Raw genomic sequence first — 17,769 nt, 5'->3', positions numbered from 1 at the left:
TCACGCCATCCCCAGGGCGGATTTGTACATCTCGAGGATCGACTCTTCCTCGGCCACATCGTCCCGGTGGCGCTTCCGCAGGGCGACGATCTTCTTCATCACCTTGGTGTCAAAGCCGCGCCCCTTGGCCTCGGCCATGACCTCTTTCTGGCGCTCGGCGGCGTCCTTCTTCTCGGCTTCCAACTGCTCGAACCGTTCGATGAACTGGCGCAACTCGTCGGCGGCCACGCCGTAGGCTTGATCTTCCACGTGCTTATCCTCCGGGGTGTTCTTGACGGGCGGGGCGCCGCGCCGCTTGCGGTCGGCGGCTTTCATCTGGTCGAGGGCTTCGCGGAACTCGCTCATGGTCCCCTCGGCCGTGACGGTGCCGTCTTGGGCGCGGATCTGGATGATGGGATCGGGTTGCTCGGCGGGTTGGGGCCAGAGAACTTCGCGCTTGCCCACATGATCGGGCGCAGACACGACGCCGCGCGCCTCCATTTCCTCAACCAGTCTCGCGGCGGCGTTGTAACCGATAGCCAGCTTTCGCTGGACATAGCTGGTCGAGCATTTCCGGTCGGTCGTCACGATACGGACGGCCTCGGAAAGTCGGGCGAACCAATCGGGTTCAGTGATCATTGGCTTTCCCCCTTGCTGTCGATGTTGCTGCGCTGGACCGTGAAGGTCAGGGCGCAGACCCACGGGTTCGTGTCCCATGCGTCGGGGCTGTGCAGGCTGTTCCAGAGGTCGCAGAACCAGTGCCGGGCGTTGCCGAGTTCAGGATACATCCGCAGTTCCGCGACCGGCGCACCCTCCGCCACCGCATCCGCCTCGCTGATGTCCTGCAACCGCTGCACCCGCACGTCGGTGATGTGCAGCGTGATCCGGCTGGCCCAACGGGGCATGTGGATCGAGGGGCGCCAGCGGCCCCAATATTCTTGCCATCCGTGATCAGGGTCAGATCGATAGTGCAGCCGTCCCAGCCCCTCCTGGATGCGTGGCCACGCTGCGCCGGATTGGGCAAAAGCCTCGCGCACCCACACCCGGTCGCCGCGCCGGAAGCTAGTCTCTATGAATCCGGTTGCCACTTCGGCGCTGATATCGTCTGCGGGGTCGATCCAGGCCGGAACGCGCAGCACCCGCCGCGTCTGCGTCTTTCTGCCGTCCAGCAGCGCCCGGACCATCGGGCCGGAAAAGATCATCGGTCGGTCGGTCATCACGCATACTCCCCGATGATGTAGCCCCGGTCGCCGCCGAGGGATTCCAGTTCGGCATCCACCCGCAGCGTGGCGGGGATGCCCTCGTTGGGCGCGGTCCCCGAGCCGCGCAGGCGCCCGGTCCAGCCTTTCGCGCGCGCGATCCGCGCAACCTGTTGGGGCGTCGGGTCCAGTTCGCGCGCGGCCGGGAAATGCTCTTTCATCGACTCGGCCAGATCGGCGGCGGTCATGTCCCAGCCGTAGGTCTTGCCGTGCGCCTCCATCAGATAGGCAACGGCCATGCTGCGCGCGTTCATGCCGCACCAACCTTCACCGCGTTCGCGGCAGCGTGCGCTTGCGCCTGATCTGGCGTGGCAACCTCAAAGCGCGGGTGTCTCTGGCCGTCCTCGGTGACAACCTCCAGCTTGTGCAGCCTGAAAAGCCCGCCGAGAGTCCAGTTGCAGGGCTGGCCGTCTGGCGTCGCGCGCGGCGATCCTGCGCCGGTCCATCGCCCGACGCACGAGAAGCCAAGATATTTCTCGACGGCCTCGAAATCGAGGCCCGCGCCTGCGGAAATCAGATCGCGCGCACTCTGGACCGTGCCGCAACAAGGGCAGATCAAAGCCAAGTCGGCGCGATCCTGAACTCCTTGGGATTTCAACGCGGCATGGAAATCCGCGACTGTCATGGTCTGGACGCTCATGCCGTCACCTCGATCAACTCGTAGCCGCGAAAGAAGGCCGCGACGTCGCTGATGCGGTAGTCAGGCCCGATCCTCTGCGCGTCAACCGGCGCGAGGTGGATGAAATTGGCATCGGCCGGATGCAAGCGGATGCGGGCGCCATCAGGGACGGCATCGAAATCTGTTCTCAGGCTGGCGAGCATTGTGGTCCTCACTGGATGGAAAGGGCGGGCCGGTCTGTGAGAGGGCGACCGGCCCGCAGTTGCCCGGCGCGGGACAGGGGTTCGCACCGGGTGGTAGGTCGTCAGGCGCGGTCGGCGGCGATCTTCTCGTAAGCGTCGATCATCGCGGCGTGTTCGCTCGCATCTTCGGCCTTGATCGCGTCAAGCTGGGGCTCGAACATTTCCAGCACCTCGGACAAGGGCGCGTTCTCGGCCAGCATGTCGCGGATGCTGTCGTCCAGCATCTTGATCCGCTCAGACAGGGACGGTGCGCGCAGGTCCATACCGGCCTGATCATCCGCCCGTGCGCGCGACTGGCGCGGCGCGGGCTTTTCCTCGGCCTTGGCGCGCGACTGGCGCGGCGCAGGATCGCGGGCGGGTTCCTGTTCGATGGTGGTCTGGGCGGCGCGCTGATCCTCGATCACCGGATCGCCCCCGACCTCGCCCGTCTCCGGGTCGTGGTCGATGTAGCCGGAATCGTCGTCGGGCGTGGCGTCCAGTCCCGCGACCGGGTTCATGGCGAACGCTGCGTAGTCAGCATTGCGGGCGCCGTCGCTTTCCAGCCCGTCGCGGAACTCGGTCGAGAGCGGCAGAAACTTGGCCAGGGCGCGGATGGCGGTTTTCTGGGCCATCTCGTCCTCGTGGGTTGCCCACGGGCTGTTCACCGGCTTCTTGTATTTCTCGGCCGTCTTGACCGCTGCCTGCCAGCCCTGCGATCCGTCGCGGATCTTCATAACCTTGTGCCAGGGCAGGACGACATAGGCATGGCCGCCATCGGTGAACTTGGCGATGGCATAGGCATGCAGCTTTTCGCCCTCTTGGTAGCCGGGCCGATGCCGCAGGCGGCTTTCCGTGCCTTCCTCGTATTCCCAGAGGCCGCCCGTGGTCTCGTCGTCCGAATAGTGGATGCCGGCCGCAATGCTGGTGATGTGGCCAGACCGGCGCGCAAGGTCGATGTAGCCCTTGTAGCCGATGATAAGCTGGACGTTGACGCCCAGCTTTTCGCGCTGCCGCGTGTTCGGGTTCCACCGCGATTCCTCGAACGGGATCAGGTAGGCGTGGCCGAGGACCGTGTTCGGCTCAAGGCCAAGGCTGGCGCATTGCATCATGGCGCCCAAGAGCGAGAGCGGGTTGCACTCGCCCAATTTCGGGTTGGCGCGCATGGCGTTCGCCATCAGCCGCATCATGCGCTCGGGGTTCATGTGCCGGGCGGCCACCGCTTGAAGCTGCTGGCGCGCCTGATCGTTCACCAGCATGGTTTTCACGTCAGGGACTTGCCGCAGCGGGATTTTCGAGGCGGGCAGCTTGGATTCGCCTTGTCGGGGGGCGATCTGGTTCATGGGTGTTCTCCTGTCCTCGACCGTCAGGCGACGGTCGTTTGTTCGATGAAGGTGACGCCGTTGATTTCGGTCGGGCCGTCCTTGCGGCGCCGGGCGGCGGTGCAGAGGCGTTCCATTTCCGCGAGCAGGGCCGGGCGGCTTTCCGGGTCGGCCAGCAGCCAGCCGAACGCGCGGCGCGCGTCGCTGTCCGTCTTGATTTCGGCGCGGTAGGTGGTCCGCGTCGCCATGGTGCGGCCCCCGCCCGTGGCGCTGGCGATCTGGGCGCGGGCGGGCTTCTCTGCCGCCTTCGCGGCCTTCTCTGCCGCCTTGGCGCGTTCCTCGGCCTCGGCCTGGGCGATCACGTCATTGCGGGCCTCGGCCTCGCGGCGCAGCCGGTCGGCTTCTTCCTGCGCGCGGCGGGCTTCCTCCTGCGCCCGGCGCCGTTCCTCGTCCAGCTTGCGCTGTTTCTCGGCGGCGAACGCGCCCAGCATGTCCTTCAGCTTGACGCCGAGGGTGGTGAGCGGGCCGGTCAGGGTCTTGAACTTCGCGTCAACCGCCGTCGCCGCGTCCATGTGCGGCTGTTTCGCGGTCTTGCGGGCGTCCTCGATCTGCTTGGCGCACTGGCGCGCTTGGGCCAGAAAGTCGTTCAGCTTGCCCGCCTGTTCCTCGTCCTCGATCTTACCGAGGTCGAGCCATGCGCCGCCTGCGTCGGCCAAGTCGCGCACACGCTGTTCCAGCGCGGCGACGGTCTCGGGGTCATAGGGGGGCGGGTTGTTGTGGCCAGCAGCGGCCGGGGTCATGTCGTTCATTGTCCTGTCCTATTTCTGGGGTGGGTTTTGCCCGGCGCCCTCACACGCCGGGCAGCGCGATCAGCAGGACCGCAGGCGGCTTTCCAGCGCGATCACGCGGCCCTTCTCGGTGGCGATCTGCCCGGCCTTGTCGCCGCCCATCAGCGAGGACGTGGGGACGCCGATCAGAAAGACGCCGATGGCGTCGCCCGCGACGGCGCCGCGCTGTGCGCTTTCAAGCGCCGCAAGATTGGCGCGCGCCGCCGTCAGTTCGTCCGACGCGGACTGGCAGGACACGCCCGCATAGGCGTTGCCCATGCTCACCGGCGCGATGGCGTCCGGGGACTTGGCGCAGCCCGCAGCGATTGCCGCGACGGCGGCCAGGATCAGAAACTTACCCATGATGATCTCCTATCGGTCAGGGTCGGATTGGGGCCATTTCGGCCAGGTTGATCGAGACATGCGTTGCCGCCATGTCTGCGATTGCGTCACGCGCGCCGGTCAGCGCGTCGTATTCTTCCAGGCTGATCGCTCGGCAGTAGGACCAGACCGTGTAGGGGTTGCACCGCTCGCCGTTGCAGACCGCGCGCAGTTCCTCGTCGGCCGTCAGTTCCCCCGTCTCCGGGTCGATCTGCTGTTCGAGCCAGATTTCGACCGGCACGAAAGGCCCGCCCCTGACGAACCGGCGCTTGTAGAACCCCGGCTGGGGCTCGTCCTCGATGCGCGGCACACGCTCGCCCGCGACCGATCGCTGCCAGTGGTCATATTGAGCGGCGCGAGTGGTGGGCTGGCGGATCATGCGGGCGGGTCCAGCTTGACAAGCCCGGTGCGCCGCGCCCGTTCGCGGGTCATGCGCGCCAGATAGGTCGGCTTGATCGCGGCGCGGTCGAGGATTTCCACCTGAGCCTTGGGCGCCCATTCCGCTGAATGGCGGGGCTTGCCCGGCAGAGAAAGCAGCAGCCCGCGCGGGCTTTCGCTGACAATCGCAACCTCGACCTCGATAACTTCATCACGGTCGATCATGCGGCACCGCCTTCCGCATTCCATCGGCGGATCGCGTCGGCCTTGCTGCCGCTCGAACCGCTCGCCCCGCAGATGCGGCAGAAAGCCCAGAACAGGCCGCCCGCGTGGCTCAGGCCCGCGCTACCGCCGCAGCGGCAGGGGCGCAGAAAAACGCCCCCGGTCATGCGTCACCGCCTTTCGAGAGGGCGGCGCGGGCGCAGCGTAGGTCGCCAAGGGTAAGGCCCGCTCCGATAAAGCCAGCCGTGTCAGGGTGGCCTTTTGTGTCCACCTGGGCGCAGGCTTTGGCAAACGGCTCCAAAGCCGCCCGCAGATCGTCGGTAGGTGCTGCGATAACATCGCCCGACCGGATCAGGTCGAGCAGGCGCTGCATGTCCGACAGCGTGGGGTCGCTGTGGCGCTGGCGCAGGGCGGCGATGAACTCCGCAGGGGTCGGGACGCTCATGCGTCACCGCCGTTCTTCGCGGCATCGCGGGCGGCCTGCTGGCGCAGCGCGTCGGCCAACATGGCGGCGAAGATCGCCGCGCTGAATGCGTCGGGTCCGATGATCGTCATGGCCGCGCCTCCGCGCAGGCCGCCGCCTCGGCGCCGCGATACTGCTCGCAGCCGGTCAGCCGCGCCTCGGCCCGGCCCAGCCCTTCCAAGAACGCCGCGCCCAAAAGCCACACGATTGCGGCGCAAACGAGGATGATGGCCGCGACGCGGGCGATGCTTCCGACAACGGACGGCTGGCGCGCGGGCTCGTGCCAGAACCCTCGCTGTTCATCGTAATCGGGGGCGCCGGTCGAGCGGCGCGCGGGAATGTAAGGGTCGGGGTGCATGGCGTTGTCCTCCGTTCGCGCGGTATGCGCTTTCGGAAGTTATGCGCTGTGCATACAGGTCATGTCAATGCGTAACGCATACATAGAGCATAATTTTATGCGGACATGAAAAAGCCCCGCGCGGGGCGGGGCTTCATCAGGCTTGTAGATCAGATCAGTAGCAGGTCGTCTGAACGCTGGTCCCGAGGCGCGACGATGTGCATGTCGTCTGCCGTCGCGGCGCCGGTGCCTGCTGCTGCATGCCCGCGCCGTAGCTTTGCAGGCCGACCGAGAAGGCGTTGCCGATTTCCTCCCCGAGTTCGGCGCGCGCGCGCTCGATCTTCGCCATTTCGTCCGAGACGCAGGCCGAGAACCCGGCGCTGCCCGGCGCGATGCCTCCTGCCCTGCACGTCGCTGACGCGCGCTCTGCATCCCTCGCGGCAGAGGCGCATCCGGCCAACGCCAGGGTAATGATGATAGCTGCTTTCCTCACACTTTCCTCCCGAACCAGATCACACGCCCCAAAATGGCGACCTCGTGGTATTCGGCCTCGATCTGTCGATAGGCGTCATTGTCCGAGGTGATCGTCACCCAACCTGCTTTCCTGTGCCGACCGATCCGCTTGACGTGCAGGGCATCACCATAGCGCAAAACGAACAGCCCGTCGAAATCGGGATTCGTCTTGCTCATGTCCACAAGCACCTGATCGCCATCGAGCAGCGTGGGTTCCATGCTGTCGCCCTTGACGCTGATGATCGAAAGCTGGCGGGGCGATGCCATCGTCATCGACCGCAAGAAGCGGGGCGCGAAAGCCACCTCATCCACGGGCCGTTCCGCATCGACAAGCGCACCGCCCCCGGCGCTTGCCGACAGATCGTAAACCTTCACCTGAACCAAACCTGACCCGTTATCATCTGAAACCATCGGCGCCGGGGCCGGTGCGGTCGCGCTTTCATCGGCCCCGAATTGCAGCCAGCTACGGCTGACCCCGAACGCGGCGGCATATTCCGCGACGGTCTCGGGTCCAGGGACGCGCGATCCGTTCTCATGCCCGGCATAGGTAGGGTAAGCCCAGCCGAACCGCTCGCAGGCGGCGCGAGCAGACTTGAAGCCCGCGTTCCGGCGCGCCTGGGCGAGCCTGTTCTTCAGTGCATCATCCATCGGGCGACCTCGGCGCATAGGTTATGCGAACGGCATTGACAGGGCATTATGCGAACTGCATAAAGTGTGCCATGGAACGGATATTCGACATGTGGCCTTCGATGGCCGACTTCGCGCGCGACCTGGGCGAGAAATACCCCACGGTCGCGGCATGGAAGCAGCGCCGCAACATTCCGGCGCATCGTGACTTTGACGTGGTGGCCGCTGCGAACCGTCGCGGCCTCCCGCTGACCATCGAGGAAATGGCGCGCGCCCGGCGTGATGCCTTCGAGCAGAAGGCTGGGGCCTGATCCATGTCCAGACCGCTGACACCCCGTCCGGGCGGGTCGAATGCGCTTGATCGCGCGGTATTCGATCAATGGCCGTCCATGGCAGAGTTGGCGCGCGATCTGCGCGAGCCCTATGACGCCGTGCTGTCGTGGCGGCGCCGGTCGAGCATCCCGGCCCGCGCCGATCTGGCGCTGATCCGTGCCGCCGAGGCGCGCGCTATCGACCTCACACTTGAAGGCTTGGCGCGCGCCCGCGCTGCCGTCGCCAAGGCGCGGCACAAATGAGCAAGCCGATGATTTCACAGCGCAACGGTTCCTTCAAATGTATGCACCGAGCATACGGGCATGTTGCACGGATGGTCAATCCATGACCCCGCCCCGCGCACCTACCAAATCGGTCATATTGTCTGCACTTCGGATGGGCTGGGGCGTGGAAGATATCGCCCTCAAGGCAGGGTGCGCGCCCGATCAGGTCCGCGAAATCGTCGCTGAACTGCGCCGCGATGGGATCATCCAGAACGTCCGGTTCGACCGGCCCCGGAGGTGCGCGGGATGAGGGCTGTTCCGCTTCCCCAACCCTTTGCGGACCGCCTTGCACAGAAAGGCGAATGCCTTGTGTGGCAAGGCTGCGTTGGCCGCGACGGTTATGGTCATGTCAGGCACAAGGGGAAGGTCGTCGCTGCGCACCGGCTCGCATTCGAGTTGGCGAGCGGCTGCGCCCCGAACGGCCATGTCCTGCACTCGTGCGACAACCCTCTGTGTTGCAACCCGGCTCATTTGAGCGTCGGCACGCACCGGGACAATATGCAAGATTGCGCCCAGAAGGGGCGCAACCGTGTCCCGCGTCCTGGTAATGGGCGCACCAAGCTGGCGACCGCCGACTTGGACCTAATCAAGCGGCGCTTTGCAGCCGGGGGCTGCACGAAGTCCAGCCTTGCCAGGGAGTTTGGTGTTACGCCGACCCGGATACGGCAGGTGCTGAAATGACCGCATCTGCAAAGCCGCTTTTCCGTGCCATGAAGCCGAAGCCCGACAAGGGCCCTGCGCTTGGTCTTGATCTTCACAGGCAAGATAAGCCGGTGCTGGCCCGGCGCAAGGACGATTACTATGCCACAGCGCAGCCCGAGGCGATCCGCGCGCTGTTCGCCCGCGATGGCGACCGCATCCGCGAGTGTGGCGCGGTCTGGGAACCGGCCTGCGGCGATGGCGCGCTGGTCCGCGAGATCCGGGCGATGGGCGTTCCCTGCTGCGCGTCCGACCTGATTGACCGGGGTTGCCCCGATAGCTGGGTGGCCGATTTCTACACCTGCTTCCGCAGCCGCGCCCGCGCGATCATCACGAACCCGCCGTTCTGCGAAATCAACGCGCGCGACGGGCATGGACGCTGGCTGCGCCACACGCTCGACATGCCGGGCTGGGATTACCTTGCCTTGCTGCTGTCGTGGGACTGGCCGGCCGCCCGCATGAATGGGCTGGGCGAACTGCTCGACACGCGCCCGTTTTCCTACTGCTACCTTATGCGCTGGAAACTGGACTTTTCCGGCGAGGGGAGCCCGCCGCAGAGAAACGCTTGGTTTGTCTGGGATCGGCATGACCCGCGCGGCGGCCCGCATCCCGACCCCTCGTTCCGATGGCTCGACCGCACGGACGCCCGGCAAGCGGAGATGCAGCTATGACGCCGCAGGATCAGTCAATCGCCTTCATGCGCGTGGTGCGGTCTGGCCGGTTCACGCTGCGTGAAATCGCGGAGCGCGCGGGGCTGTCCGTCGATCAGGCCCGCGAGGTGCTGTTTCGAGGCGTCCAGAAAAAGCTGCTGATCGTCAACGACGCAGACCGACAGAACATCGTCATCGAGATACGGAAGCGCGAGGCCGAGACATGACCGCCCGCATGACCGCCGCCGATTTGATCGCCATGCAGGCCAAGGCCCGCCGCCCGAAGCGCGTGGACCGCGAGGGGCCCATCCACCGGGAGATACTGGCGCATCTGCGCGCTGTGCTGCCTGCCGGGTCCATCGTCCACCATAGCGCCAACGCCATCGGCCTGTCAGGCGCGCTGATCCAGCGCCAGATCGCGCACAATGAGGCGATGGGGACGGTCAAGGGTTTCCCCGATCTGCTTTGCATCCTGCCCGGCCCGCGCGTCTGGCTTTTCGAGGTCAAGGCGCCCGGCAACAGCCCGGACAAGGACCAGCGCGCCCTGCATGCCGATCTGCGCGCCCTGGGCGCCCGCGTGGCCGTGGTCCGGTCCACGGTCGAGGTCGATGCCGCAATCACCGAATGGAACGCCGCCGAGGCGCCGCGCTGGCGCCCGAACGATTACCGCGATCTGCGCGACCGGATCGTGGGGGAAGGAACAGACACATGACCCCGCCAGATCACATCGTTGGACCTCTCAATGCGTCGATGCGTCAAGCCGTGGCCGACCGGCTGGATTGGGTGGCGAAGGCCCTGGCCGCAGGCATGACACGCCGCCAGATCGGCGCCGCCCTCGGGCTGGCCGATTCCACGGTTGTAACCCTCGCCGTCAAGGCAGGTTTCGGCGGGATCAGGGACAACAGCGCGGCGAACGCGGCGCGCATGGCCAAACAGCGCGCCGCCCGTCATGCGCCGCGCAACGGCTGGACTTGGGAGGCGCTGCACGAGGCTGGCTATTCATCCGCCCGCGCCGCCCAGCTACGCGGGCAGTCTCGATCCAGCGCGCTGTCTTGGGCGAAGGACACCGGCAAGAAGTGGACGGACGGCCGCAAGACCGAAGAAACTCGGGCGAAGAAGCGCGCCCTCTACGCGGGGCAGGCCGAAGCAATCCAGCGTGGGTTCAGGGCGATGCTGGCCGATCCGTCGCGCTGGCACATGGCCCGCATGACGGAGCGGCAGAAGAAGGACTATCTGGCTTTCATCCATGCTGGCTATCGCTCTGCGGAGGCCGCAGCGATGGCAGGCGCCCCCCATGCGTCCATTGAGGCGGTCCGGGCTGACCGGGCGGCGCGCAAGGCCGAGAAGGCGGCGAGGAAAGAAGCCGCGCGCCGCCGCGCGCACCTCAAGACGCTGATGGCCGCCGATCCAGAGACAGCCATGATCGTCGCCATGCGTCTGGACGGGGTGCGGGCATGAGCATTGCCCACATCGAAGCCGTTTTCAGGTCCGACCTGCCGCCGACTCAGCGGTTGGTAATGCTGGCGCTGGCCGATCACGCGGACCGCCGCACCGGACAATGCTTCGTGTCCATCGAGCGATTGGAGCGCCGCACCGGGCTCGCAGAGCGGACCATCCAGAACAGCATCCGCGCGCTGTGCGCCGCAGGACACCTGACGCTGGAGACCAGGGGCGGGCGTGGTCGCGCGAACGCCTATTCCGTCCACACAAACCCCGCAGCAGATGCCCCGTTTGAGGCTGAAAACCCCGCAGCAGATGCACCCTTTGCCGATCAAAACCCCGCAGGAGAAACCCCGTATCTGACGACAAACCCCGCAGCAGATGCCCCGTTTATTCCCAAAAGGGTGCATCTGACGACCGTAAACCCCGCAGGAGATGCCCCCCAACCGTATAGAACCAACGTAAACGGAGCGGATACGGTTACGCGCGCGAGCGTCGATCACGGCTTGATCGCAAAACTGACCCACGCCCTGGGCTTCGACCTTCAGGGGATCGTCCCGAGGTATTGGGCATCGCCCGACGCCGCCCTGATCGTCAGCCGATGGCAAACCGACCTCGGCCTGACCGCCGATGAGATAATCCACATCGCCACCGCGAACATGCGCGCGCACGGCGCACCGGCCAACGGGCCGAAGGTGCTGACGCGCCACATGCAGGACTACGCCGCCGCCAAGGCCGCGCCTGCCCTCACCCCCACCCCCGACCCCATGACCACCGGAGGAAACAGCTATGCCCAACGACCTGCCCGCCGTGCCGCCGATGACGCTGCCGCCGCTGACCGCCTACGACGCGAAGTTGATGCCGCAGTCCGAATGCGACGCCCTACGCCGAGCGACATGCCTTGAGGTCAAGATCGCGCTTGGCGAATACTGGCAGGACACCCGCAAGACGTTCGAGATGACGGCCGCCAGCACAGCCCTATGGGCCGACATGCTGGAAGGCTGGACGCCCGAGCAGGTGCGATGGGCGCTGCGGCAGCACATGCGCGACGAGCCGAACCGGCGTCCGAATCCTGGCCATATCCTGCAAATCCTGAAGGACGCATGGGGCAGGAAGCATGCCGACGAGGTGCGAGCCGCGCTTGCCGCCCGCCAGCCTGCCCCATCGCAGCCCATGACGCGCGAGCGGCACGAGCAGGTCAGCGCCGAAATGGCCGATCTGCTGGGCCAGTTCATCCGCCGCGTCGAGCCCCCGCGCGAGTTCTGAAAGGACGCCAGCCATGACCGACCGTTTCGACCCCGAGGACGCCATGCGCCGCGCGTGGCAGCGCAGCATCCCGGCCCATCTGCGCGCCAAGCCCGAGAAGCCAGACCGGGCGCCGCCTACGCCTCGCCAGTCCACAGCGCGCGTTCGCGCCGCCGCCGCGCGCCGGGCCGAACTGGCGCCCCGCGTGGCCGAGTTGCGCGCCCAGGGCGCCACCATGCCGGCCGTCGCGGAAGCCCTGGGGATCGGCCTCGGGACCGTCCACAAGATCATCCGCGAAAACCGGATCGAGGCCCCGAAATGAGCCGCCAGCGCATCGGCGCCAAGATCCGAAAGAACCCGGATTACATCGCACTGGCGCGCTACCTCGATGCCCACGACCTCAAGCATGAGATCGTCCCGCCGACCGGCAAAGGCCATCCCGCCCTGCGGATCACGCTGCCAGACGGGTCCGACATGATCCATCACATCGCCTGCACACCGCGCGGGCGATGCCACGTCGCGCCCCGCGTCGCCCAGCTGCGCCGCCGACTGGAAGCCAAAGGAGTTCACGCATGACCGACGCCACCACCGCCCTCGATTTGATATTCGATTCCGGCATTGGCTGGGCAGTTGTCGGCTTCATCGTGGGGATGATCGTAGGCATCAGCATCTTCCTGGACGACTGATCGCGCCGGGGAGGGGAAACTTTATCCCCCCCTTGACTATACCCCAATACGGGGTAATATGGGGACATTGAAACGGGCAGGAAGCCCACAACAGGAGATAGACCATGCAGCACAGCTTCAACGGCATTCGCTACAAAACCCGCGCCGACATGCTGGCCGGGTTCGCCCACGATTTTATGACCGGGGGCGGGCTCCATTCACCCGATCAGGTCGCGCACCTGCTGGCGCACCTGACCGACGCCGAAGCCGCCGCCGAGGCTTTCGACAATTGGGATCTTGGGGACATGACCCACGCCGAGGTTGAGGCCGCCATCGCGCAATTCCGGGCCGACCGCCCCGACATGAAAGGCTGACCCATGCGTATCTGCACCATCACCGCCGACATGGACCGCGCCGCGATCAACGAACTGATGCCCTGCTGCGATTTCATCGAGGCCGCCGTTGATGCCCGCGAAGCCGCCGCGCCCGGATCGGCCGTCGCCACCCTGCACCGGATCGACGGCCTGTTCGTCCTGCACTTCCCCGGCACCGAAACCGCACTGGTCAACAAGGTCAGCGCGGGGACCGACAGCAGCAGCTACATCGAGGACGTGCCGAGCGCGCGCGACGCCGTGGACAGCTTCAAGGGGCTGGGCGACATGCCCAGCTACGTCCGCGAGCATCTGGAAGAACAGGACCGCATCTGCCGCGAATACGAAGCCCGCTCGTTCTGAGCCAGCCAACAGGAGGACCAGACCATGACCACCACCGCCCTCGACCGCGCCAATGCCGCCTTGAGCCGGTTCAGCGATACCTACGACCGGATCAACGCCAAACACGCCCTCACCCGCCCCCTCGCCCGCGCCTTTGCCCGCCGCCTGTCCGATGCCCTCACGCCCGAACAGCTTGAGGTCGTCAACCTGACCAACGCCCGGCCCGAGAACGCCGCCTGTTGCGCCTCGCATGACTTCTGCGATGCCAACGAGGTCATGGCCGCCGCCTTTCAGGAGGTCCATGGCCGAAAACCGGACCCGGCGTCCGACGACGACGCCGACCAATGGAACCGCGCATGGGAAGCCGCCCGCGCCGGGGGATTCCGCCCGTTCCAGCCTGCCAAGGTCGAAATCACCCGCAAGCGGTTCAGCGTCACCCAAGGCGAGGTGCTGGTGGCCTATGCTGGCCACAGGATCGAGCAGTATGGCGACAACATCGCCATGAACGAGGCAGGCAAATGGCGCGGCCAGCCCGATGAAGTCTGGCAAGGCGTGGCAGAGCGCGAGGCGATCAAGCGGGGGCTGGCAGTATGAGCCGCGCAGGCGCCGCGAGGCATTGGAGGATCGGCTTTGCCAGCGGCGCAAGGCTGACCGTCAGGGCCACCGATCACGCCGCCGCCGAGGCCCGCGCTATCGCAATCGCCGCCAGCGCGCGAAACCGGCCGCGCATCGTGTCCATCGTCCTGATCGACAGCCCAAAGCCGGGCGGCATGTGCAGCGCCGGATTGAGAGAGGAATGACCAATGGCCCAATCACCGCAGTTCAAGATTTTCAGGCCGGGCGGCGAATACGTCGCGGCATGCAAGTATGCCGAAGACGCCGCCGCGCTGACCGCAATCCTCGGGGATGGAACCAAGATCAAGCATGGCCACAGCCATGTTGTGTGGACCGAAGGCGCCGAGGACTTCAGCGCAGGCGAAAGCTATGATCGCGTGGCGAAAATCGTCCACGACCGAATACGGCAGAAGGGCGAGGACTACCTGCGGCGGGTAGGACGGCTATGACCCCCGAAGCGTTCGCCCGCTGGCTGGCCGACATGCTGGCCAGCGGGAAGGCCCGCAACAAGAGCGATTGCGCCCGCGCCCTCGGCGTCCTGCCCAAGCACCTGCACCGCTACGAGGCGAACGGCGGCGACACACGCCTTGCCCTCGCATGCGCCGCCCTGCTGGCCGGTCTGACCCCCTACGAATAGGCCCCGCAGCCGTCACGTTCCGCGCCGCCCGTTGATCGGGCGGCGTTTTCGTGCGATTTGTGAACCAAATTGTGTTCCAACTCGACCGTGAATGGACCGTTAACGACATGCCCCGGCCCCGCCTGACCGAGATGAAGCTGAAATGGTGTCAGGAATACGCCATCAAGCCCGATGCCAAGGCCGCCGCGCTGGCCGCTGGCTACTCGCCTGCCGGGGCTCATTCCCGAGGCTACGAGAACAGCCAATGCCCCGACTGCATGGCCGAGGTCGCCCGCCTGCGCGCCCTTGAGGACGAAAAGTTCCTGCTCCGCAAAACCGAGGTCATCCGCGAACTGGCGATCCTCGCCATGGCCGATCTGGGCGATGTGCTGGAATGGGGCCAGGAGCCCGTCGAGGACGATGACGGTCTGCCCGTCACCCTGCCCAATGGCGAGCCGGTGATGCGCCCGGTCGTCACCCCGATCAATTCCCGCGCCATCCCCGCCGCCCTGCGCCGCGCCATCAGCGAGGTCAGCATGAGCGACAAGGGGACATTCAAGGTCAAGATGCACGACCGGATGAAGGCACTCGAAATGCTCGCCCGCATCCATGGCCTGTTCGAGAAGGACAACGAACAGGCTGGCAAGGCCGCCGCCGACAGCATCGCCGCGCTGATCGAGGCCGTCCAGGGCAAGCCCCTGTCACCCACCACCGACACCTGAAGCGCCATGGATTACCACCGCGCACCCCCACCGCTCCCCAACGTCGAGGACAGACACATGAGCATGCAGAAGCCGACCACAGCACCGACAGACGCATTCAGCGTGACCGCCCAGGGCGTCAGCTCAAGCGATCTGTGGCAGATCGACTATCAGCCGACCGGCATCAGCATCAAATGCGCGCCGGGCTACGAGGCCGACACCCTCAAACTCGCGCTGGACGCTGCCCCGCGCATCATCGAGCGCATGGACTATGAGCGCGCGCGGCAGGAAAACCGCATCGAGGCCGCCCGCGACACGCTGCGCGAGGCCGTCATGGGCGACGACGACGCCGAGCGCGACCATGCAGGCGACGTGATCGAGGATCTGGCCGCGTGGATCGCCGGGGCCGAGGATGAACCTGCCCCCGCCGACCCGGACGCGGACAAGGCAGAGTTCGAGCGAGCCGCCGATCCTTGTGGGCTGACCGAGGCATTCCGCAAAGCTGAGGCGCAAGCCTTCGCATGCGGCACCGGCATGATCCGCGTGACCTATAGCCACGGCTACGGGCTGCAATACGAAGCCGTGCCAGTCCCCGCGCGATGAATGACATGGGATTGGTCACAGCCACTCACCCAGCCCCTACCGGCGCCCACAACGCCGGAGGAATGGCGCGTGGCTCTGGCCGACCCCATGTGGCGCATCTGTTCCGGCGTCCTCTACAAGATCATGGTCAAAGGGGACGATCAGGACGACAGCGAGATCGGGCAGTTGGAGCCGTTCTTGCCCAACGTGAACCAATTGCGGTTCCTGGCCGATCTGCATTTCCGCAACACGATCCTCAAGGCGCGGCAGCTTGGCTTCACGACCCTCGGCGCCGTCATGGGGTTCGACCGGGCCGCGTGGACGCCCAACCAGCGATGCGGGATCATCGCGGACGAAAAGGACAAGGCCAGCGCGATCCTGCGCGACAAGGTGTTCATCCTCTACGAGAACCTGCCCGAACCGCTGCGCGCCAAGATGCCCCTGGCCAAGCGGTCGGAAACCGAACTGCAATTCGCCCACAACAACAGCAGCATCCGCGTCGCCATCAGCATGCGCGGCGGGACCATCCATTTCCTGCACATCAGCGAGTTGGGCAAGATCGCAGCCAAATACCCGGCCAAGGCGCGCGAGGTGCAAACCGGATCGCTGCCAGCCGTCCCCAAGAGCGGCATCGTCACCATCGAATCCACCGCCGAGGGTGCAGAAGGGCTGTTCTTTGACATGACCAGCCGCGCCGAGGCCCAGCACATCGCCCGCCAGCCCCTCAACCGGGGCGATTACCGGTTCCACTTCTTCCCGTGGTATCTCGAACCCGGCTATGTGGCCGAGCCCAGGCATGTGCGGATCAGCCTCAAGCAGCACGAGTATTTCGACAAGATCGAGGCCGAGACGGGCGCCACCCTCACGATGCCGCAGCGCGCGTGGTATGTGAACAAGCTGGAAGCCGATTTCAGCGGCGACCACCAGTTGATGAAGCAGGAAATGCCATCGACACCCGCCGAGGCATGGTCGCGCAGCACCGCAGGCACCTACCTGACCGCCCAACTGAACGCCGCGCGCGCGGCAGGCCGGATCGGCAAGGTTCCCCACATCGCCAGCCTGCCCGTTCACACGTTCTGGGACATTGGCGCGGGCGACGGGACCGGCATCTGGCTCATGCAACAGGTCGGGCTGGCCTCGCACTTCATCCGCTATGTCGAGGATTGGGGAAAGGGCTACGCGCACTACGTCCGCATCCTGCGCGAGACGGGCTTTATCTTCGGCGGCATGTATCTGCCCCACGACGCCAACGCCGAGCGTCAGCTGGCCGACAAGATCGGCGCCCCCATCGGGATGCTGCAAGACCTCGCCCCCGACTGGAACTGGCAGATCGTCCCCCGTGTCCACGATTTCCAAGCGGGCATCGACATGCTGCGCCAGCGGTTCCCCGAAGCGTGGTTCGATGAAGAAGGCTGCAAGGAGGGTATCACCCACCTGAGCCTCTACCGGAAGAAATACAACACCGCGACCAAGACCTTCCGCGACGAGCCCGAGAAGTATGACGGCCATTCCGAGGCCGCCGACGCGCTGCGCCAGTGGGCGCAAGGATTCACCCCATCCCACGCAACTGGCGAGCGCAGGAAGCAGCAGCGCCGCAGATCAGGAATGACCGCATGACCTTCGATGAAATTTGGCATATCGCCGCGCCGTTCTACGAGCATGTTCCGGCCGACGAGAATGGCGTCAGCTATCTCGGCCTCAACTTCAGGAGCGCACCGAGGGGAACGCCGTCTAGCAGGCTGCGGAAGGGTTATTCGGCAGGCGGCAGCGGTCATCCCATCGTCGCATCGCACGGCCGCGAGCTGCTGAAGGACTACTTCAGAGACAACCCCGAGGCGCAGGACAGGCTGTGCCGGATGATGGCCGAGGTCGGGCTGATCGAGGTGACGGCATGAGCGACCAGCCCAACGCCCACCGCACCCAGGTTCTTCAGTTCGGTGTCGATATGGCCCGCCAGCCCGATACTGCCGTCCTGACCATCATCGCGCTGCGCGCCGATGGCACCGTGGCCGTGCAGACCGATGGAGACGCGGCCACGTTCTGCCTGTCGGTCGAGCAAGGCAAGGCCGCGATCCTCGCCAACCTCATTCGGGAGGCGTAAC

36 protein-coding genes and 1 pseudogene are annotated in these 17,769 nt (G+C 66.0%); 22 read left to right on the top strand and 15 right to left on the bottom strand.

Annotated elements, in window-relative coordinates:
- From ACTZWU_RS04340 to ACTZWU_RS04270, 15 genes and pseudogenes are all read right to left on the bottom strand, one after another.
- Complete coding sequence (locus tag ACTZWU_RS04340; RefSeq protein WP_444736421.1) at nt 1-315, bottom strand: DUF2312 domain-containing protein; 315 nt, start codon at nt 313-315, stop codon at nt 1-3.
- Between the two features lie 117 nt (nt 316-432).
- Nucleotides 433-618, bottom strand: a pseudogene (locus tag ACTZWU_RS04335) (DNA translocase FtsK); the annotation flags it as partial.
- Nucleotides 615-1,196: a hypothetical protein gene (locus ACTZWU_RS04330; RefSeq protein ID WP_444736129.1), complete on the bottom strand. Its 582-nt coding sequence runs from the start codon at nt 1,194-1,196 to the stop codon at nt 615-617. The pseudogene ACTZWU_RS04335 and the gene ACTZWU_RS04330, both read right to left, overlap by 4 nt.
- Nucleotides 1,196-1,492: a hypothetical protein gene (locus tag ACTZWU_RS04325; protein ID WP_444736128.1), complete on the bottom strand. Its 297-nt coding sequence runs from the start codon at nt 1,490-1,492 to the stop codon at nt 1,196-1,198. Before ACTZWU_RS04325 ends, ACTZWU_RS04330 begins: the two co-directional genes overlap by 1 nt.
- Nucleotides 1,489-1,878, bottom strand: coding sequence for a VVA0879 family protein (locus ACTZWU_RS04320; protein WP_444736127.1), 390 nt, complete (start codon nt 1,876-1,878; stop codon nt 1,489-1,491). Before ACTZWU_RS04320 ends, ACTZWU_RS04325 begins: the two co-directional genes overlap by 4 nt.
- On the bottom strand, nt 1,875-2,060 hold the full coding sequence (locus ACTZWU_RS04315; protein ID WP_444736126.1) for a hypothetical protein: 186 nt from the start codon (nt 2,058-2,060) through the stop codon (nt 1,875-1,877). Before ACTZWU_RS04315 ends, ACTZWU_RS04320 begins: the two co-directional genes overlap by 4 nt.
- Before the next feature lie 101 nt (nt 2,061-2,161).
- Nucleotides 2,162-3,418, bottom strand: coding sequence for a recombinase RecT (locus ACTZWU_RS04310; RefSeq protein ID WP_444736125.1), 1,257 nt, complete (start codon nt 3,416-3,418; stop codon nt 2,162-2,164).
- A gap of 23 nt (nt 3,419-3,441) precedes the next feature.
- On the bottom strand, nt 3,442-4,206 hold the full coding sequence (locus ACTZWU_RS04305) for a hypothetical protein (RefSeq protein ID WP_444736124.1): 765 nt from the start codon (nt 4,204-4,206) through the stop codon (nt 3,442-3,444).
- Between the two features lie 60 nt (nt 4,207-4,266).
- Nucleotides 4,267-4,587, bottom strand: coding sequence for a hypothetical protein (locus tag ACTZWU_RS04300; RefSeq protein ID WP_444736123.1), 321 nt, complete (start codon nt 4,585-4,587; stop codon nt 4,267-4,269).
- Nucleotides 4,588-4,603: 16 nt separating this feature from the next.
- On the bottom strand, nt 4,604-4,984 hold the full coding sequence (locus ACTZWU_RS04295; protein WP_444736122.1) for a hypothetical protein: 381 nt from the start codon (nt 4,982-4,984) through the stop codon (nt 4,604-4,606).
- Nucleotides 4,981-5,208: a hypothetical protein gene (locus ACTZWU_RS04290; protein WP_444736121.1), complete on the bottom strand. Its 228-nt coding sequence runs from the start codon at nt 5,206-5,208 to the stop codon at nt 4,981-4,983. Before ACTZWU_RS04290 ends, ACTZWU_RS04295 begins: the two co-directional genes overlap by 4 nt.
- 160 nt (nt 5,209-5,368) lie before the next feature.
- Nucleotides 5,369-5,650, bottom strand: coding sequence for a hypothetical protein (locus tag ACTZWU_RS04285; protein ID WP_444736120.1), 282 nt, complete (start codon nt 5,648-5,650; stop codon nt 5,369-5,371).
- Between the two features lie 106 nt (nt 5,651-5,756).
- On the bottom strand, nt 5,757-6,026 hold the full coding sequence (locus ACTZWU_RS04280) for a hypothetical protein (RefSeq protein WP_444736119.1): 270 nt from the start codon (nt 6,024-6,026) through the stop codon (nt 5,757-5,759).
- 154 nt (nt 6,027-6,180) lie between these two features.
- Nucleotides 6,181-6,354 carry a hypothetical protein gene (locus ACTZWU_RS04275; protein WP_444736118.1) on the bottom strand — a complete coding sequence of 58 codons (174 nt, stop codon included), beginning with the start codon at nt 6,352-6,354 and terminating at the stop codon, nt 6,181-6,183.
- Between the two features lie 140 nt (nt 6,355-6,494).
- The gene (locus ACTZWU_RS04270; RefSeq protein WP_444736117.1) at nt 6,495-7,166 is read right to left on the bottom strand and encodes an XRE family transcriptional regulator; all 672 of its coding nucleotides are present in this window, start codon (nt 7,164-7,166) and stop codon (nt 6,495-6,497) included.
- 101 nt (nt 7,167-7,267) lie between these two features.
- On the opposite strand from ACTZWU_RS04270, the gene ACTZWU_RS04265 reads away from it, so the two are divergent.
- From ACTZWU_RS04265 to ACTZWU_RS04160, 22 genes are all read left to right on the top strand, one after another.
- Complete coding sequence (locus ACTZWU_RS04265) at nt 7,268-7,456, top strand: hypothetical protein (protein ID WP_444736116.1); 189 nt, start codon at nt 7,268-7,270, stop codon at nt 7,454-7,456.
- Between the two features lie 3 nt (nt 7,457-7,459).
- The gene (locus ACTZWU_RS04260) at nt 7,460-7,720 is read left to right on the top strand and encodes a hypothetical protein (protein ID WP_444736115.1); all 261 of its coding nucleotides are present in this window, start codon (nt 7,460-7,462) and stop codon (nt 7,718-7,720) included.
- 267 nt (nt 7,721-7,987) lie between these two features.
- On the top strand, nt 7,988-8,422 hold the full coding sequence (locus tag ACTZWU_RS04255; RefSeq protein ID WP_444736114.1) for an HNH endonuclease: 435 nt from the start codon (nt 7,988-7,990) through the stop codon (nt 8,420-8,422).
- Nucleotides 8,419-9,111 (top strand): hypothetical protein, encoded by a 693-nt coding sequence (locus ACTZWU_RS04250; RefSeq protein ID WP_444736113.1) that lies wholly within the window; start codon nt 8,419-8,421, stop codon nt 9,109-9,111. The genes ACTZWU_RS04255 and ACTZWU_RS04250 overlap by 4 nt, the downstream gene beginning before the upstream one ends.
- Nucleotides 9,108-9,317, top strand: a complete 210-nt coding sequence (locus ACTZWU_RS04245; protein ID WP_444736112.1) for a hypothetical protein — start codon at nt 9,108-9,110, stop codon at nt 9,315-9,317. Before ACTZWU_RS04250 ends, ACTZWU_RS04245 begins: the two co-directional genes overlap by 4 nt.
- Nucleotides 9,314-9,802, top strand: coding sequence for a VRR-NUC domain-containing protein (locus ACTZWU_RS04240; protein WP_444736111.1), 489 nt, complete (start codon nt 9,314-9,316; stop codon nt 9,800-9,802). Before ACTZWU_RS04245 ends, ACTZWU_RS04240 begins: the two co-directional genes overlap by 4 nt.
- The gene (locus tag ACTZWU_RS04235; RefSeq protein ID WP_444736110.1) at nt 9,799-10,548 is read left to right on the top strand and encodes a hypothetical protein; all 750 of its coding nucleotides are present in this window, start codon (nt 9,799-9,801) and stop codon (nt 10,546-10,548) included. The genes ACTZWU_RS04240 and ACTZWU_RS04235 overlap by 4 nt, the downstream gene beginning before the upstream one ends.
- Complete coding sequence (locus ACTZWU_RS04230; RefSeq protein ID WP_444736109.1) at nt 10,545-11,435, top strand: helix-turn-helix domain-containing protein; 891 nt, start codon at nt 10,545-10,547, stop codon at nt 11,433-11,435. The genes ACTZWU_RS04235 and ACTZWU_RS04230 overlap by 4 nt, the downstream gene beginning before the upstream one ends.
- On the top strand, nt 11,389-11,796 hold the full coding sequence (locus ACTZWU_RS04225) for a hypothetical protein (RefSeq protein ID WP_444736108.1): 408 nt from the start codon (nt 11,389-11,391) through the stop codon (nt 11,794-11,796). Before ACTZWU_RS04230 ends, ACTZWU_RS04225 begins: the two co-directional genes overlap by 47 nt.
- Before the next feature lie 13 nt (nt 11,797-11,809).
- Nucleotides 11,810-12,097 carry a helix-turn-helix domain-containing protein gene (locus ACTZWU_RS04220; protein WP_444736107.1) on the top strand — a complete coding sequence of 96 codons (288 nt, stop codon included), beginning with the start codon at nt 11,810-11,812 and terminating at the stop codon, nt 12,095-12,097.
- Nucleotides 12,094-12,351: a hypothetical protein gene (locus ACTZWU_RS04215; RefSeq protein WP_444736106.1), complete on the top strand. Its 258-nt coding sequence runs from the start codon at nt 12,094-12,096 to the stop codon at nt 12,349-12,351. The genes ACTZWU_RS04220 and ACTZWU_RS04215 overlap by 4 nt, the downstream gene beginning before the upstream one ends.
- Nucleotides 12,352-12,565: 214 nt before the next feature.
- Entirely contained in the window at nt 12,566-12,814 is a 249-nt protein-coding gene (locus ACTZWU_RS04210) for a hypothetical protein (RefSeq protein ID WP_444736105.1), read from the top strand.
- A 3-nt stretch (nt 12,815-12,817) separates the two neighbouring features.
- Nucleotides 12,818-13,174: a hypothetical protein gene (locus ACTZWU_RS04205; protein ID WP_444736104.1), complete on the top strand. Its 357-nt coding sequence runs from the start codon at nt 12,818-12,820 to the stop codon at nt 13,172-13,174.
- A gap of 24 nt (nt 13,175-13,198) precedes the next feature.
- On the top strand, nt 13,199-13,747 hold the full coding sequence (locus ACTZWU_RS04200; RefSeq protein ID WP_444736103.1) for a hypothetical protein: 549 nt from the start codon (nt 13,199-13,201) through the stop codon (nt 13,745-13,747).
- The gene (locus ACTZWU_RS04195; RefSeq protein WP_444736102.1) at nt 13,744-13,953 is read left to right on the top strand and encodes a hypothetical protein; all 210 of its coding nucleotides are present in this window, start codon (nt 13,744-13,746) and stop codon (nt 13,951-13,953) included. Before ACTZWU_RS04200 ends, ACTZWU_RS04195 begins: the two co-directional genes overlap by 4 nt.
- 3 nt (nt 13,954-13,956) lie before the next feature.
- Nucleotides 13,957-14,217, top strand: a complete 261-nt coding sequence (locus ACTZWU_RS04190) for a hypothetical protein (RefSeq protein ID WP_444736101.1) — start codon at nt 13,957-13,959, stop codon at nt 14,215-14,217.
- The gene (locus ACTZWU_RS04185; RefSeq protein ID WP_444736100.1) at nt 14,214-14,405 is read left to right on the top strand and encodes a hypothetical protein; all 192 of its coding nucleotides are present in this window, start codon (nt 14,214-14,216) and stop codon (nt 14,403-14,405) included. Before ACTZWU_RS04190 ends, ACTZWU_RS04185 begins: the two co-directional genes overlap by 4 nt.
- Nucleotides 14,406-14,512: 107 nt before the next feature.
- Nucleotides 14,513-15,106 carry a terminase small subunit gene (locus ACTZWU_RS04180; protein ID WP_444736099.1) on the top strand — a complete coding sequence of 198 codons (594 nt, stop codon included), beginning with the start codon at nt 14,513-14,515 and terminating at the stop codon, nt 15,104-15,106.
- A gap of 57 nt (nt 15,107-15,163) precedes the next feature.
- Nucleotides 15,164-15,688 (top strand): hypothetical protein, encoded by a 525-nt coding sequence (locus ACTZWU_RS04175; protein WP_444736098.1) that lies wholly within the window; start codon nt 15,164-15,166, stop codon nt 15,686-15,688.
- A 69-nt stretch (nt 15,689-15,757) separates the two neighbouring features.
- On the top strand, nt 15,758-17,284 hold the full coding sequence (locus ACTZWU_RS04170; RefSeq protein ID WP_444736097.1) for a hypothetical protein: 1,527 nt from the start codon (nt 15,758-15,760) through the stop codon (nt 17,282-17,284).
- Nucleotides 17,281-17,562 (top strand): hypothetical protein, encoded by a 282-nt coding sequence (locus ACTZWU_RS04165; protein ID WP_444736096.1) that lies wholly within the window; start codon nt 17,281-17,283, stop codon nt 17,560-17,562. The genes ACTZWU_RS04170 and ACTZWU_RS04165 overlap by 4 nt, the downstream gene beginning before the upstream one ends.
- A complete protein-coding gene (locus ACTZWU_RS04160) occupies nt 17,559-17,768 on the top strand; it encodes a hypothetical protein (RefSeq protein ID WP_444736095.1) in 210 nt (69 codons plus the stop codon). The genes ACTZWU_RS04165 and ACTZWU_RS04160 overlap by 4 nt, the downstream gene beginning before the upstream one ends.
- Nucleotide 17,769: the final 1 nt, after the last annotated feature.

The organism is Paracoccus sp. NSM (genome assembly GCF_052379855.1).
In the GTDB taxonomy this organism is placed as follows: Bacteria; Pseudomonadota; Alphaproteobacteria; order Rhodobacterales; family Rhodobacteraceae; genus Paracoccus.
Note: the sequence above shows the minus strand (reverse complement) of the source record. Positions and strands in the feature narration are given on the sequence as shown.

Excerpts from the sequence above, each read along its gene's own strand:
- ACTZWU_RS04340 (WP_444736421.1), bottom strand. The coding sequence starts at position 315 with ATGAAAGCCGCCGACCGCAAGCGGCGCGGCGCCCCGCCCGTCAAGAAC.
- ACTZWU_RS04330 (WP_444736129.1), bottom strand. The coding sequence starts at position 1,196 with ATGACCGACCGACCGATGATCTTTTCCGGCCCGATGGTCCGGGCGCTG.
- ACTZWU_RS04325 (WP_444736128.1), bottom strand. The coding sequence starts at position 1,492 with ATGAACGCGCGCAGCATGGCCGTTGCCTATCTGATGGAGGCGCACGGC.
- ACTZWU_RS04320 (WP_444736127.1), bottom strand. The coding sequence starts at position 1,878 with ATGAGCGTCCAGACCATGACAGTCGCGGATTTCCATGCCGCGTTGAAA.
- ACTZWU_RS04315 (WP_444736126.1), bottom strand. The coding sequence starts at position 2,060 with ATGCTCGCCAGCCTGAGAACAGATTTCGATGCCGTCCCTGATGGCGCC.
- ACTZWU_RS04310 (WP_444736125.1), bottom strand. The coding sequence starts at position 3,418 with ATGAACCAGATCGCCCCCCGACAAGGCGAATCCAAGCTGCCCGCCTCG.
- ACTZWU_RS04305 (WP_444736124.1), bottom strand. The coding sequence starts at position 4,206 with ATGAACGACATGACCCCGGCCGCTGCTGGCCACAACAACCCGCCCCCC.
- ACTZWU_RS04300 (WP_444736123.1), bottom strand. The coding sequence starts at position 4,587 with ATGGGTAAGTTTCTGATCCTGGCCGCCGTCGCGGCAATCGCTGCGGGC.
- ACTZWU_RS04295 (WP_444736122.1), bottom strand. The coding sequence starts at position 4,984 with ATGATCCGCCAGCCCACCACTCGCGCCGCTCAATATGACCACTGGCAG.
- ACTZWU_RS04290 (WP_444736121.1), bottom strand. The coding sequence starts at position 5,208 with ATGATCGACCGTGATGAAGTTATCGAGGTCGAGGTTGCGATTGTCAGC.
- ACTZWU_RS04285 (WP_444736120.1), bottom strand. The coding sequence starts at position 5,650 with ATGAGCGTCCCGACCCCTGCGGAGTTCATCGCCGCCCTGCGCCAGCGC.
- ACTZWU_RS04280 (WP_444736119.1), bottom strand. The coding sequence starts at position 6,026 with ATGCACCCCGACCCTTACATTCCCGCGCGCCGCTCGACCGGCGCCCCC.
- ACTZWU_RS04275 (WP_444736118.1), bottom strand. The coding sequence starts at position 6,354 with ATGGCGAAGATCGAGCGCGCGCGCGCCGAACTCGGGGAGGAAATCGGC.
- ACTZWU_RS04270 (WP_444736117.1), bottom strand. The coding sequence starts at position 7,166 with ATGGATGATGCACTGAAGAACAGGCTCGCCCAGGCGCGCCGGAACGCG.
- ACTZWU_RS04265 (WP_444736116.1), top strand. The coding sequence starts at position 7,268 with ATGGCCGACTTCGCGCGCGACCTGGGCGAGAAATACCCCACGGTCGCG.
- ACTZWU_RS04260 (WP_444736115.1), top strand. The coding sequence starts at position 7,460 with ATGTCCAGACCGCTGACACCCCGTCCGGGCGGGTCGAATGCGCTTGAT.
- ACTZWU_RS04255 (WP_444736114.1), top strand. The coding sequence starts at position 7,988 with ATGAGGGCTGTTCCGCTTCCCCAACCCTTTGCGGACCGCCTTGCACAG.
- ACTZWU_RS04250 (WP_444736113.1), top strand. The coding sequence starts at position 8,419 with ATGACCGCATCTGCAAAGCCGCTTTTCCGTGCCATGAAGCCGAAGCCC.
- ACTZWU_RS04245 (WP_444736112.1), top strand. The coding sequence starts at position 9,108 with ATGACGCCGCAGGATCAGTCAATCGCCTTCATGCGCGTGGTGCGGTCT.
- ACTZWU_RS04240 (WP_444736111.1), top strand. The coding sequence starts at position 9,314 with ATGACCGCCCGCATGACCGCCGCCGATTTGATCGCCATGCAGGCCAAG.
- ACTZWU_RS04235 (WP_444736110.1), top strand. The coding sequence starts at position 9,799 with ATGACCCCGCCAGATCACATCGTTGGACCTCTCAATGCGTCGATGCGT.
- ACTZWU_RS04230 (WP_444736109.1), top strand. The coding sequence starts at position 10,545 with ATGAGCATTGCCCACATCGAAGCCGTTTTCAGGTCCGACCTGCCGCCG.
- ACTZWU_RS04225 (WP_444736108.1), top strand. The coding sequence starts at position 11,389 with ATGCCGCAGTCCGAATGCGACGCCCTACGCCGAGCGACATGCCTTGAG.
- ACTZWU_RS04220 (WP_444736107.1), top strand. The coding sequence starts at position 11,810 with ATGACCGACCGTTTCGACCCCGAGGACGCCATGCGCCGCGCGTGGCAG.
- ACTZWU_RS04215 (WP_444736106.1), top strand. The coding sequence starts at position 12,094 with ATGAGCCGCCAGCGCATCGGCGCCAAGATCCGAAAGAACCCGGATTAC.
- ACTZWU_RS04210 (WP_444736105.1), top strand. The coding sequence starts at position 12,566 with ATGCAGCACAGCTTCAACGGCATTCGCTACAAAACCCGCGCCGACATG.
- ACTZWU_RS04205 (WP_444736104.1), top strand. The coding sequence starts at position 12,818 with ATGCGTATCTGCACCATCACCGCCGACATGGACCGCGCCGCGATCAAC.
- ACTZWU_RS04200 (WP_444736103.1), top strand. The coding sequence starts at position 13,199 with ATGACCACCACCGCCCTCGACCGCGCCAATGCCGCCTTGAGCCGGTTC.
- ACTZWU_RS04195 (WP_444736102.1), top strand. The coding sequence starts at position 13,744 with ATGAGCCGCGCAGGCGCCGCGAGGCATTGGAGGATCGGCTTTGCCAGC.
- ACTZWU_RS04190 (WP_444736101.1), top strand. The coding sequence starts at position 13,957 with ATGGCCCAATCACCGCAGTTCAAGATTTTCAGGCCGGGCGGCGAATAC.
- ACTZWU_RS04185 (WP_444736100.1), top strand. The coding sequence starts at position 14,214 with ATGACCCCCGAAGCGTTCGCCCGCTGGCTGGCCGACATGCTGGCCAGC.
- ACTZWU_RS04180 (WP_444736099.1), top strand. The coding sequence starts at position 14,513 with ATGCCCCGGCCCCGCCTGACCGAGATGAAGCTGAAATGGTGTCAGGAA.
- ACTZWU_RS04175 (WP_444736098.1), top strand. The coding sequence starts at position 15,164 with ATGAGCATGCAGAAGCCGACCACAGCACCGACAGACGCATTCAGCGTG.
- ACTZWU_RS04165 (WP_444736096.1), top strand. The coding sequence starts at position 17,281 with ATGACCTTCGATGAAATTTGGCATATCGCCGCGCCGTTCTACGAGCAT.
- ACTZWU_RS04160 (WP_444736095.1), top strand. The coding sequence starts at position 17,559 with ATGAGCGACCAGCCCAACGCCCACCGCACCCAGGTTCTTCAGTTCGGT.